General features: G+C 67.5%; 11 protein-coding genes and 1 pseudogene. 2 read left to right on the forward strand and 10 right to left on the reverse strand.

All coding sequences use genetic code 11. The features are described 5' to 3' along the window. Position 1: 1 nt before the first annotated feature. Together PO768_RS14820 and PO768_RS14825 are read right to left on the reverse strand one after the other, a co-directional pair. Positions 2-772: an ABC transporter ATP-binding protein gene (locus PO768_RS14820; protein WP_137944305.1), complete on the reverse strand. Its 771-nt coding sequence runs from the start codon at positions 770-772 to the stop codon at positions 2-4. A 104-nt stretch (positions 773-876) separates the two neighbouring features. Next, positions 877-1452, reverse strand: coding sequence for a LuxR family transcriptional regulator (locus PO768_RS14825; RefSeq protein WP_272646668.1), 576 nt, complete (start codon positions 1450-1452; stop codon positions 877-879). Positions 1453-1564: 112 nt separating this feature from the next. Between PO768_RS14825 and PO768_RS14830 the strand changes: the two genes are divergently transcribed. Continuing rightward, the gene (locus tag PO768_RS14830; RefSeq protein ID WP_272646669.1) at positions 1565-3739 is read left to right on the forward strand and encodes a 3-hydroxybutyrate oligomer hydrolase family protein; all 2175 of its coding nucleotides are present in this window, start codon (positions 1565-1567) and stop codon (positions 3737-3739) included. 24 nt (positions 3740-3763) lie between these two features. Here PO768_RS14830 and PO768_RS14835 read toward each other — a convergent pair whose 3' ends face one another. From PO768_RS14835 to PO768_RS14860, 6 genes are all read right to left on the reverse strand, one after another. Beyond that, entirely contained in the window at positions 3764-4537 is a 774-nt protein-coding gene (locus PO768_RS14835) for a ParA family protein (protein WP_272646670.1), read from the reverse strand. A gap of 96 nt (positions 4538-4633) precedes the next feature. Beyond that, positions 4634-4822, reverse strand: coding sequence for a hypothetical protein (locus PO768_RS14840; protein ID WP_137944301.1), 189 nt, complete (start codon positions 4820-4822; stop codon positions 4634-4636). 14 nt (positions 4823-4836) lie between these two features. After that, positions 4837-5367, reverse strand: a complete 531-nt coding sequence (locus PO768_RS14845; protein ID WP_262972122.1) for a GNAT family N-acetyltransferase — start codon at positions 5365-5367, stop codon at positions 4837-4839. A 51-nt stretch (positions 5368-5418) separates the two neighbouring features. Next, a complete protein-coding gene (locus tag PO768_RS14850; RefSeq protein ID WP_272646671.1) occupies positions 5419-6192 on the reverse strand; it encodes a substrate-binding periplasmic protein in 774 nt (257 codons plus the stop codon). A gap of 106 nt (positions 6193-6298) precedes the next feature. Beyond that, positions 6299-8377 carry an Ig-like domain-containing protein gene (locus PO768_RS14855; protein ID WP_272646672.1) on the reverse strand — a complete coding sequence of 693 codons (2079 nt, stop codon included), beginning with the start codon at positions 8375-8377 and terminating at the stop codon, positions 6299-6301. A gap of 113 nt (positions 8378-8490) precedes the next feature. Beyond that, the gene (locus PO768_RS14860; protein WP_272646673.1) at positions 8491-10134 is read right to left on the reverse strand and encodes a peptide chain release factor 3; all 1644 of its coding nucleotides are present in this window, start codon (positions 10132-10134) and stop codon (positions 8491-8493) included. A 181-nt stretch (positions 10135-10315) separates the two neighbouring features. On the opposite strand from PO768_RS14860, the gene PO768_RS14865 reads away from it, so the two are divergent. Further along, positions 10316-10768 (forward strand): hypothetical protein, encoded by a 453-nt coding sequence (locus PO768_RS14865; protein WP_272646674.1) that lies wholly within the window; start codon positions 10316-10318, stop codon positions 10766-10768. 49 nt (positions 10769-10817) lie between these two features. On the opposite strand, the gene PO768_RS14870 is transcribed toward PO768_RS14865, so the two are convergent. Beyond that, on the reverse strand, positions 10818-11423 hold the full coding sequence (locus PO768_RS14870) for an RICIN domain-containing protein (protein WP_272646675.1): 606 nt from the start codon (positions 11421-11423) through the stop codon (positions 10818-10820). A gap of 13 nt (positions 11424-11436) precedes the next feature. Continuing rightward, positions 11437-11663, reverse strand: a pseudogene (locus PO768_RS14875) (hypothetical protein); the annotation flags it as partial.

Below are 11663 nucleotides of genomic sequence, written 5' to 3' on the forward strand. Positions count from 1 at the left end.
CTCAGTGGGCCCCTTGAAGCTCGGTCGCCTCGCTGCCCATATAGGCCTCCAGCACCGCCGGGTGCTTGGACACCTCGTTGTAGTCGCCCTCGGCCAGCACGGCGCCGCGCGCCAGCACGGTAATGCGGTCGGCAATCTTCGAGACCACGCGCATATTGTGCTCAACCATCAGCACGGTGCGGCCCTCGGCCACCCGCTTGATCAGATCGGTGACACGCTCGACGTCCTCATGGCCCATGCCCTGGGTCGGCTCGTCCAGCAGCATCAGCGCCGGCTCCATCGCCATCGTCGTTGCGATCTCGAGCGCGCGCTTGCGGCCATAGGGCAGGTCGGCCGCCTTCAGCGCCGCCATCTCGCGCAGGTCCACCAGCTCCAGCAGGGCCAGCACCCGGTCGTCAAGCTGCTTCAAGCCGGTCAAGCCCTTCCAGAAATGGAAGCTGGTGCCGGTGAAGCGCTGCAATCCGATGCGCACGTTCTCCAGCACCGTCAGATGCGGGAACACCGCCGAGATCTGGAACGAGCGGATCACGCCGCGCCGCGCGATCTGGGCCGGCTTCTCGCCGGTGATGTCGACACCGTTGAAGACGATGGCGCCGCGGGTCGGTTCCAGGAACTTGGTCAGCAGATTGAAGCAGGTGGTCTTGCCGGCGCCGTTGGGGCCGATCAGCGCATGGATATGCCCGCGCTGGACCCGCAGGTCCACGCCATCGACGGCGGTAAAGCCCTTGAACTCCTTGGTGAGTCCGCGTGTCTCCAGGATGAGTTCGCTCATCGGCATTTCTTAGAGTTGGAGGCTCAATGTAGGGCGATCCCGGGTGGCCGGGGCAGGGTGAAGACCTTTACGTACGATTGCGCAAGGGCTTACCCGGATGACGTTCACGGCAATCCCAGCACCCGGCCCATCAGCCCGGCGGCGGTGTGCACGCCATAGCGCTGACGCAGCCGACCGCGCAGCTTTTCGACGGTGCGCGGCGACAGCCCGAGCTCGCGCGCGCACTCCTTGGCGGTCTGGCCGCCGACCATGCCGGCCAGCACCTCGCGCTCGCGCGGGCTCAGCGCGTCGGGCGCGACGCCGCCGGTCAGCGGCTCGAAGACCCAGGCCGCCTCGCGCAGCGGCGCCGAGCGGTCGCTGGTGTGGCCATGGACGCGAAACCACTGCAGCCGGCCGTCTCGGCAGCGCATCAGGCGCTCGTCCTGGTAGTGGCCGCTCTGGCCCAGCGCGGTCTGCATGCGCAGGCCGATGCGCTCGAACTCGGTCCTGGTCGCGAACAGCAGGCAGAAGCTCTGGCCGATCAGGTCCTCGCGGGGATAGCCGAACATCGTCGCAAAGGCCTCGTTGACCCACAGCAGCACGCGCTCGCGAGCCAGCACCAGGCCCAGCGGGCTCAGGGCCGCAAAGGTCTCGGCTGGGGAAAACCCGGGCGTAATCACGGGGCTGTTGCTGATGTGCATGGCTGCCTAGCCTAGCGGACTGCCAGCCGTCCCGACTCGGGATTGTCACCATGGGCTGAGCGGATCAAGGCCCCCATCGAGAGGCCCCACCGAACCACCGGAGACATTATCGATGAAACGCTTCACCGCAACCTCCTCCTGCCTGGCCGTCGCTTTGCTGAGCGCCTGCGGCGGTTCCGACGATCCGGCGCCGCCGCCAGCCCCACCGCCGGCTCCGGCACCGGTGGTCAACACCCTGCCCAGCTTCGTCAGTGGCGCCGTGGCGGCGGCCAGCTATGACGGCGCCAGCGACGACCTCTTGACCGGCGGCCTCGGCAAGACCGGCCTGCTGGCGGCCGCCGCGCCGGCCTTTGCCAACCCGCTGGCGCCCACCGTCGCCGAGGCGCGCCGCAACGCCATCTTCACCAACTACCGCGCCTTGGTCGACTACACCGCGTCGGGCGGCTTCGGCCGGCTCTATGGCCCCAATATCGACAACGCCGGCGCCGACACGCTGGGCGAGGGCAAGGTGGCCGGCAGCGAGCACATCGCGGTGGCCGACGACGGCTCGGGCAAGCAGAACGTGGTCATGATGGTCCAGGTGCCGGCCGGCTTCGATGCCACCAAGCCCTGCATCGTCAGCGCCACCTCCTCGGGCTCGCGCGGCGTCTACGGTGCCATCGGCACGGCCGGCGAATGGGGTCTGAAGCGCGGCTGCGCGGTGGCCTATGTGGACAAGGGCTCGGGCAACGGCCTGCACGACCTGACCAGCGACAACGTGATCCAGATCGACGGCACCATCGCCAGCGCGACGGCGGCCGCCAAGAAGGCGCACTTCAAGGCCGATCTCAGCGAGGCCGAGCGCCTGGGCTACAACGCGGCCTTCCCGAACCGGGTCGCCTACAAGCATGCGCACTCGCAGCAGAACCCCGAGAAGGACTGGGGCCGCGACACCTTGCGGGCGATCAAGTTCGCCTTCTATGTGCTCAACGAGAAGTACGGCAAGGACATCGCCGCCCAGCCTGGCAAGAAGGAAGTCGTGATCACGCCGGCCAACACCACGGTGATCGCGTCCTCGGTGTCCAACGGCGGCGGCGCCGCGCTGGCGGCGGCCGAACAGGACACCGAGAGCCTGATCGACGGCGTGGCCGTCACCGAGCCGAATGCCCAGCCCGGAGCCAATACCGGGCTGACGATCAAGCAGGGCGCGGCCACGGTGGCCACGCACAGCAAGCCGCTGATCGACTACTTCACCTTCGCCAATATCTACCAGCCCTGCGCGGCCCTCTCGGCCCAGGCCGGGCTGTCGCTGAACGCGGCCTTCTGGCCGGCCGCCTACACCACGGCCGCGCAAAACCGCTGCGCCGCGCTGAAGACCCGCGGACTGCTGGCCGGCGCGAGCCTGGCCGAGCAAGCCGATGAAGCGCTGGCCAAGATGAACGCCTATGGCTGGATGGCCGAGACCAACTACCTGCAGCAGTCGCACTTCCGCTTTGCGACCAACTCCATCGTGATGACCTATGTGAACAGCTACGGTCGCTTCAAAGTCACCGACAACGTCTGCGGTTTCAGCTATGCCAACACCAATGCCACTGGCGATGTGGTCGCCCAGGTGCCGGCGGTGCAGGCCTCGCTGTTCTCGGGCGGCAACGGCGTGCCGCCGACCTCGGGCGTCAACATCGTCTACAACGACGCCGTTGGTGGCGCCAAGCTGGACTTCCTGGCCGTCTCGCCGACCAGCGCCACGGCCGACTTCGCGCTCGATGGCGCGCTGTGCATGCGCGCGCTGGTGACGGCCAAGGACCCGGTCAGCGGCGCCGGCCTGTTCGGCAATATGAAAGCCTGGTCGGACCGTGTGATCGCCGGCATGACTGAGGTTCAGCTCAGCGCCAAGCTGCGCGGCCTGCCCACCATCATCGTGGCCGGCCGCAACGACACGCTGATCCCGGTCAACCATGCGGGGCGTGCCTATTACGGCAAGAACCTGGTGCAGGAGGCGGCCACGGCCAAGACCCGCTATTACGAGGTCACCAATGCGCAGCATTTCGACAGCTTCATCGCCTTCGGCGCGCTCTTGGGCTATGAGACCCGCTACATCCCGCTGCACGTCTACTTCGTGCGCGCGATGGACCAGATGTGGGCCCATCTGAAGAACGGCACGGCCCTGCCGGCCAGCCAGGTGGTGCGCACGACGCCGCGCGCCGCCGCGACCGCGCTGGCGGCCAGCGATGTGCCGCCCTGGGCCGCGACACCGGCCGCTGCGGACGCGATCGCCTTCGACGCCGGCGTGCTGAGCGTGCCGCAGTAGGTCTTGGGCCCGGGCGTCCTGCTGTCAGGCGCCCGGGTTCAATCCTTCATACAAAGCGACCAGCTCCAGGCTCAGCTTGTGGCGCGGATCCAGATGGATCATCGGCCGCGCCAGCTCGTGCGACTCCTTGATCTTGACGCTGGCGCTGAGGTAGGGCTGCAACACCGGCAGGCCCTCGTCGATCAGCTCCTGCACGGTGCGCTGCGGCAGGCTGGCGCGCGGCTGGACCTGGTTGACCACGATGCCCTCGACCCGTAACTCCGCATTGTGGTCGGCGCGGATCTCCTGCACGCTGTCCAGCAGGCCGTAAAGAGCGCGGCGCGAGAAGTCGTCGCAGTCGAAGGGGATCAGGCAGCCCTCGGCCGCGATCAGCGCCGAGCGGGTGTAGAAGTTCAGCGCCGGCGGCGTGTCTATCCAGATTTCGTCGTAGTCCTCGGCCAGATCGAGCAGCGCGTCGCGCAGCTTGTAGATCTTGTAGCGGCTCTCCAGCTTGCCGTGCAGCTCGTCCAGCGCCGGGCTGGCGGGCATCAGCTGCAGACCGGGCCAGGGCGTCTCGACGATGAAGTCATCGGTCTTGGGCGCGCGCACGCTGAACTTCAGCGTGCTCTCGAAGAACTCGGCCGCCCCGGCAGCCGCGTTGTCGGCCGTGTCGCCCAGCAGATAGCGGCTGCTATTGCCCTGCGGGTCGAGATCGATCAGCAGCGTGCGCCGACCGCGCGCGGCCGCGATGGCGGCCAGATTGCTGGTGATGGTCGACTTGCCGACCCCACCCTTCTGATTGAAGACAACGCGGCGCATGCAGGCTCCCGAGGCTGGTGGAGCACCTATTGTGCACTGCAGCAATGTCCGGTTGATGATGATGGCTGCGCCCCGGCCGGCGCAGCATCGCGGCGGCTACTGGCTGGTGGCCAGGTCCGCGTCGAAATCCATCAGCACGCTGGCCTCCTCCAGTGCCCGCCACAGATGGGGCGGCATCTGCATGATCTTCTCGGGCGTCTTGGCCCGGCGCGCCCAGGCGCGGATTTCGTCATGCTGGTCGGGGGTCAGTAGCTTCAGCGTCAGCATCTCGTCGAGGGTCTGCATCGTGGGCCTCCTGACTAGGATCCGGTCCGTATCTGCCAGTCCGCGCGGCTGATTTCGTAGACCGAGGTGTCCATCTCGTACCAGCGCTCGCTGCCACGATAGCTCATGCCCAGGCGCTGCATCACGCGCGCCGAGCCCTTGTTGTCGGGGTGGCAGACGGCGCATAGCTGCGGCGTGTCCAGCGTGTCGAAGGCGAAGGCGGCCATGACCTGAGCCGCCTCCGAGGCCAAGCCCTGGTGCCAGCGGTCGCGCCGCAGCCGCCAGCCGATCTCCAGCGGATTGGCCTTGTCGCGTGCCAGGTGCTGGATGCAGCCGGAGCCGATGATCTGGCCGCTGTCCTTCTCGATGAAGGCCCACCAGGAATAGCCCCACTCGGCCCAGCGGGCCTTGACCCGGGCGATCCCCGCCGCCGTGTCCTCGCGCGTGTCGGGCTTGCCGCTGATGTAGCGCATCACCTCGGGGTCGCTGTCGATCGCGTGCAGACCCTCGAAATGATGGTCCGCAAAGGGTTCCAGGCGGAGTCGTTCGGTCTGCAGAATGGTCATGGGCGGCCTTGGGCGACGGTGGGCCCCGCCAGTCTAGCGATTCCCGGTCGCTCAGGCGAAGTAGCGCTGCCGCAGCTGCGCATAGTGGCCATCGCGCTTGATACGGTCCAGCGCCGTCTGCAGGCGCTTCACCAGAGCCGGGTCGGTATCGGGCGGCAGGCCGTACCAGTAGGACTTGTCGGTGTCGTGGGGCAGCACCGGGCACAGGCTGCTGTAGGGCAGCTGCAGGCGGCGCAGATGCCAGGCGGCCGCCCAGTCCAGCATCAGCACGAGCTCCATACGGCCGGCCAGCAGCTTGCGCAGATTGTTCTCATCGTCTCTGGCCCATTCGAGCTGCTGCCCGGGCTTGAGGCCGTCGGCCAGCAGTTGCCGGCCGGCTGCCGAGTCGCGCACCACGCCCAGCCGCAGCCCGTGCAGCTGTTGCAGGCTGGAGAGATACACGTCGGTGCGACTGTCCAGCCGGTAAATCATCACGCGACGCGGGCTGATCGGCCCGACCCATTGGTACTGCGCCTCGCGCTCGGGCGTGCGGGTCAGCGAGAACAGCAGGCTGGCTGGCGTCCGGGCCCACGTCGCCTGCGCGCGCGGCCAGGGCATCAGCTCGATGTCCACCGACAGCTCGGCCTGTGCCGCCATCAGCCGAAGCAGCTCGACACTGAAGCCGCCAGGCCGGCCCTCGACCTCGTGGTTCAGCGGCGGCAGGGCTTCGGTGAAGCCGCGCAGCCGTGTTTGCCCGGCCATGGCGCCGCTCGGCCAGGCCAGGGTCCAGGCCGAAGCCAGCAGGGCGCGCCGCGTCGGCGGGCTGATTTTGTCGGAAGAATGCACGCGGCGCAGTGTAGGTGCGCTGTGTGCGCATCTCGCCCCGGCAAGTTGCCGGCCCGTGCAATTGTGGGCAGAGTCCGTCGTCGATGCGCTGCTGGAACATCAGCCTTCAGGGCAGCGCCGACCACTTCATCGCGACGAAGCGGGTATTGCTGATCGAGGACGGGCCCTGCTCAAGCATGAAGTACGTCGTACCCTGAACCGCCACCGGCGTCCAAAAGCGTCGCGAAAAGACCCGGCAATCGGTGCTGCCAGCGAAGGGATCGCAGACCTGATCGAGCGGGCCCCAGCCGCGCGCCATCTCGAACCGCCCGTCAGCCAGCAGGCGCCAGGTATGGCCGAAATCCAGCGGGATTTCCGGCTGCCCGGGCGTGGGTATGCCGCTCTCTACCGCCCCGCTGCCGTTAGCCCGCAGGTGATACCGCGCCGGCTCCAGGTAGGGGGCACCCAGATTGCTGCTCCAGACGCCGAGCAGGCTTGCCGGCAAGGCCGGGGCCGTGGCCGGTGCCCGCAGTGCCATCAACTCGTCGGCGCGCAGGAACTTGCCGTCCAGCCACTCTTCCAGCAGCCAGCGCTCTTCGCCATGCGGGCCCTGGCCCAGCCGAAGGTAGCGATGCCGCAGCTGGCCGTCCGGGAAACTCAGCTCCAGCGCACCATCGCTGCCTCGAGCCCAGCTCAGCTCCAGGCCCGCTCGCTCGAAGCGTGCACTGCTGGTGCCGGTGATGTGCAGGATGTCCTGTCGCAGGCCTTGTGCCAGGCCTGCTGCGGTCGGGCCGATCCAGCGCGTGCCTGGTTCCAGCGCACCGGCCCCCAGCCCTGGCAGGGCCTTGGCGTCGTAGCGGCGCATCATCAGCAGATCCTCGCTCAGATCACGGCTGAGCTGGGGATGGTCGATGTTGCGGCTTTCGCCAACACGGCGCAGACCGGCCGGCGTGAACAGGCCATTGCCGGCACCCAGGTCGACGATGCGCAGGCCGGTGGTGGTCCAGCGCTCCATGCTGCCCATGGGAGCCTCGGCCTGCACCTCCTCAATCTGCGGAGTGTCGAAGGTCAGCACCAGTGCATCGGTCTCCCGCTTCCAGCTGGCCTCGCGGGCGCCGCCGCGCCAATCACTCTGGGCACGGCCGTCCGGCTGCAGCGCCAGGCGCAGGGCATCGGGGGTGATTGCGCCGCCGACACCATGGGTCAGGTAGAAAACTTGCGCGGCGGTACTGTCGCCAAGGGCCGGGACGCGGCTGAGCAGAGGATCGCCGGTCGTATCGTCCCGAGCCTGCAGGAACTGGGTCCAATTTGTGCGCAACTGGGCTCGCTGGAATTCGCTCAGCGCGGTGGCGGAACTGAGCAGTTCACGGGTGGTCTTGCTGCCGGCCGGCAGGGCGACCTGGTGATCGACCACCAGCTTGACCAGCGCGGCGGCGTTGAGCAGCTCCAGTTGACTCAGCGCGGCGCTGGCTTGCTGGAGTTCCGTCTGGCTGCGCGGCAGTGCCGCCGCCTCGCGGCCTTGGGCTATCAGCCCCGCGATGGCTGAACTGAGGTGATTGATGCGCAGGGAAGGCAGCTCGGTATCGCTCAGGCTTGCGGACTGAGCGGCCCGAGCCAGCACTGCGGCTTCACCGATCAGACTGGTCAGCTCGATATGCGCTTGCGACCCGATACCTTTTGCGCTCAGGCTGACGAAGTCACTGGGGCGTCTCAGCTGGATCGGTAGCGAATATCGTCCCTGCGCATCGGTCGTCGTCTCGAAGACCTGGTTGCCGATCTGTGCACTGACCTTGGCATTCGCGATCGGGCCGTCGTGAACCAGACCCTGCAGCGTGAGCGCGGCCGTCACGTTCAGGGTGACCTGGCCGGTGGCGCGGCTATTGCCTACGGCCACGGCATAGCTGAAACTGTCCTCACCGTAGAAGCCTGACTTGGGCGTATAGCTGACGGTTCCGGCCGTCACTGTCGCCATGCCATTCTTCGGCACATCGACGATGCTCAGCACCGCTTCGCCGCCGCTGGTCTTGTCGTTGTCCAGCACCCTCAGCGTGGTGGCGGAGGCGTTCCAGCCAAGGTCGTAGCGGTCGGCGCTGGCCTCGGCGCTTGGAGGCGGCGTGTTGTCGCCACCTCCACCACCACCGCAGGCGGTCAAGCTCAGGCAAATCAGCGCCAGCGGGCGCAAGCGGTCCATGCCGTCGTAGGCCATCGGTTTCCCTCCCTGTGTTTTGTAGGAGGGGATGGTAGCGGGTGTGCCGCTGCGTCACACCTTGGTGCTTGCCCGCAGGACGCGGCGCGTGGCGAACAGGTACGGCGAGCCGCTCAACCGTCCATGCGTTTCTGGAACACCAGCCCCGCATGCTCGCGCAGCGCGTGGAACTTGATCTTGGGCCAGTTGGCCTCGATCGCGCGCAGCTCGGGCGCGTACTCGACCAGCACGGTCGGCGCGTCCACCGCGTCATAGGCCATGCGGTGATCGTTGGCGTCGATGAAGCGCTTCAGCTCCTTTTCATCGTCGCAGGTCACCCAGCGCGCCACCTGGAAGCGGCTGCCGGTGATGCGGGCCTTGACGCCGTATTCATGCTCCAGCCGGTGCGCGACCACCTCGAACTGCAGCTGGCCGACCGCGCCCAAGAGCAGCACGCTGCCGACGATGGGGCGGAACACCTGGATCGCACCTTCCTCGCCCAGCTGGGTCAGGCCGGCTTTGAGCTGCTTGGTCTTCAGCGGGTCGGCCACTTCGACGCTGCGGAACATTTCCGGCGCGAAGAAGGGCAGGCCGGTGAACTGCAGGGCCTCGCCCTCGGTGATGGTGTCACCCAGCTGCAGCACGCCGTGGTTGGGGATGCCGATGATGTCACCGCCGAAGGCCTCGTCCAGCAGCTCGCGGCGCTGGCTCAGAAAACTCACCACCGTATTCGGCCGCAGCTCCTTGCCGGAGCGCACCACCTTGAGCCGCATGCCGCGCTCGAAATGGCCCGAGGCCACGCGCAGGAAGGCGATGCGGTCGCGGTGGGCCGGGTCCATATTCGCCTGGATCTTGAACACCACGCCGCTGAACTTCGTTTCTTCCGGCTTGACCCCGCGCGGCAGCGCGGCCCGCTCGCCGGGCGCCGGCGCCACCTCAACCAGCGAGTCCAGAATCTCCTGCACGCCGACGTTGTTGACGGCCGAGCCGAAGAACATCGGCGTCTGCCGGCCGGCCCGGAAGTCGTCCAGGTCCAAGGCCGGCGCCGCCTCGCGCACCAGCTCGATCGCGCCCTGGGCCTGCTCGTACTGCATGCCGAAGCGGCCCGCGTACTCGGGATTGTCCAGCCCCGCCAGCACCTCCTCCTCGCCGGCGGCCCTGTCCTCGCCCGGCGCGAACACCCGCATCTGCTGCTTGCGCAGGTCCATCACGCCGTGGAAGGCCTTGCCCATGCCCACCGGCCAGGTGAAGGGCACGACCGTCATGCCCAGCTCGCGCTCGATCTCGTCCATCAGCGCCAGCGGGTCCTGCACCTCGCGGTCCATCTTGTTGACGAAGGTCAGGATGGGTGTGTTGCGGGCCCGGCAGACCTGCAGCAGACGGCGGGTCTGCGGCTCCACGCCGTTGGCCGCATCGATCACCATCAGCGCCGCATCGACCGCAGTCAGCACGCGGTAGGTGTCTTCCGAGAAGTCCTGGTGGCCCGGGGTGTCCAGCAGATTGATCACGCAGTCGCGGTACTCCATCTGCATCACCGACGAAGCCACCGAGATGCCGCGTTGTTTCTCGATCTCCATCCAGTCCGAGGTCGCATGGCGGGAGGCCTTGCGTGCCTTCACCGAACCGGCAATCTGGATCGCGCCCGAGAACAGCAGCAGCTTCTCCGTCAGCGTGGTTTTGCCGGCGTCGGGGTGGGAAATGATGGCGAAGGTGCGGCGGCGGCGCACTTCGGTTTCGATGCGCGTCTTGACGGGATTGGGCTGCTGGTCGGCGGACATGGGCGGGTGCTTCAGGAGGGCAAGCGGCGGATTATCGCGCTTGCATGCGCAGGCCATCGCTTGGAGACTTTGCTCAGCCTGCCAGCTGAGCATGGTTCCGGTCCGCTCTCGGCACAGGCCAGACCGTGGCTGGCCGCCCGACGGCGCTAAGCTGTCTCGTTTGAATCCTAGAAGCAGGTCCATGCAAGTGTCCTTCAGCCTCCCTGCCCATGCTGTTCACCGAACATTGCTTAGATACCGCTTGAGGCTTGCATCGCTTGGCGCCTTGTTCTTGCTGCCGGGCGTCCTGAAAGAAGGCGCGGTTGGCGCCTTTGATCTGCTCGCGTGCATCGGCACAGCGCTGCTGCTGTATATCGTTGCCAGGGTGTTCACTTGGGTCACGATCTCGGCGGAGGGAATTGAAGGTGCGATGCGTCCGAGCGGCGATCGGACCAAGTTGGGCTGGCAAGACAAATTAGTGGTCCGCCGTACTTCGTACTTCGGCCTTCAGTGCATAGACTTGGTCACGCTCGATGGAGGCCAATCAATTCGCGTGCCGACCGAGATCACGCGATCCGCCGCTTTCCAACGAGCGGTAAGCCACGTTGCGCCGCCAGGTCATCCACTGCGCCGGCTGAGCACGGCTGCCGCTTGAGCGGTATCGAGCTATAGGGCTGAACTGACCAATCCCCCAGGCACAGCCCTCAGCTCGCCGGCCTGGGCGGCTTCACCCACACCGACAGCGGCGTCGGCGCTGCGGCGCAACTGTCCATCTGTAGCGCTCGCCATTTGTCGGCCAGGCTGAAGGTGGTGTCCGAGTGCTTGCCGGCCACCACGCACAGGCCAGTGCCGCGCAGTTCCAGCCGGCCATCGGGCCGGAAGTCGAAGGCCTGCAGCGTGGCGCTGGCAAAGGCCGTCGGCATGGGGGTGCCTTGCGTGGTGCAGGGCTGGGCCAGCAGCGGCATCTGGGGCAGGGTGCGGCCGGCGCGGCCCAGCGCCGTCAAGCAGACATTGAGCTGGTAGAACTGGACCTGGCCGCTGACGGGCTCGTAGCGCACCGCCTGGTCGGGATAGATGCCCGGCCCCTTGCAGTTGTGCGCGCTCAACGGCACCGACACATCGATCCAATGGCCCGAGCCGGCGATGTCGATGCAATAGCCGTCCGATGGCCGGTCGAGCCGGTCCGCCAGGGCCAGATAGGGCTGGGCCTGGGCGAACACCGAGGCCGGGCTCCAGTAGCCGGCGGCGATGGCCAGCAGAGTGAAGCCCAGCAGCGGTACGGGGCGGTAGCTTTTGCGGGATGTGGTCATGGGCGTTGGGGCCTCAGGGTTGCAGATCGATCAACAGAAGTTCGGCGGCTTCGCCACCGCTGGCCCGCAGGCTGAAGCCGGCGCTGCGCGGCCAGGCCAGGGCATCGCCGGCCCGTAGTTGTTCGGCATGGTCCTGGCCTTCGAGCGCCAGGCTCGCCGCGCCGGTCACCAGGTGCAGATAGACCCGCCGCCCGGCCGGCAGCGGGCTGGCGAGGACGGCGCCGTCGGCCCCGAGGCGGG

It is taken from the genome of Paucibacter sp. XJ19-41 (assembly GCF_028462495.1).
Classification (GTDB): domain Bacteria; phylum Pseudomonadota; class Gammaproteobacteria; order Burkholderiales; family Burkholderiaceae_C; genus Roseateles_E.

What these genes read in the sequence shown, in the direction of transcription:
- PO768_RS14835 (WP_272646670.1), bottom strand. Translation starts at nt 4,537, where the DNA reads ATGCGCCGCGTTGTCTTCAATCAGAAGGGTGGGGTCGGCAAGTCGACC.
- PO768_RS14840 (WP_137944301.1), bottom strand. Translation starts at nt 4,822, where the DNA reads ATGCAGACCCTCGACGAGATGCTGACGCTGAAGCTACTGACCCCCGAC.
- PO768_RS14870 (WP_272646675.1), bottom strand. Translation starts at nt 11,423, where the DNA reads ATGACCACATCCCGCAAAAGCTACCGCCCCGTACCGCTGCTGGGCTTC.
- PO768_RS14855 (WP_272646672.1), bottom strand. Translation starts at nt 8,377, where the DNA reads ATGGCCTACGACGGCATGGACCGCTTGCGCCCGCTGGCGCTGATTTGC.
- PO768_RS14820 (WP_137944305.1), bottom strand. Translation starts at nt 772, where the DNA reads ATGAGCGAACTCATCCTGGAGACACGCGGACTCACCAAGGAGTTCAAG.
- PO768_RS14865 (WP_272646674.1), top strand. Translation starts at nt 10,316, where the DNA reads ATGCAAGTGTCCTTCAGCCTCCCTGCCCATGCTGTTCACCGAACATTG.
- PO768_RS14830 (WP_272646669.1), top strand. Translation starts at nt 1,565, where the DNA reads ATGAAACGCTTCACCGCAACCTCCTCCTGCCTGGCCGTCGCTTTGCTG.
- PO768_RS14825 (WP_272646668.1), bottom strand. Translation starts at nt 1,452, where the DNA reads ATGCACATCAGCAACAGCCCCGTGATTACGCCCGGGTTTTCCCCAGCC.
- PO768_RS14860 (WP_272646673.1), bottom strand. Translation starts at nt 10,134, where the DNA reads ATGTCCGCCGACCAGCAGCCCAATCCCGTCAAGACGCGCATCGAAACC.
- PO768_RS14845 (WP_262972122.1), bottom strand. Translation starts at nt 5,367, where the DNA reads ATGACCATTCTGCAGACCGAACGACTCCGCCTGGAACCCTTTGCGGAC.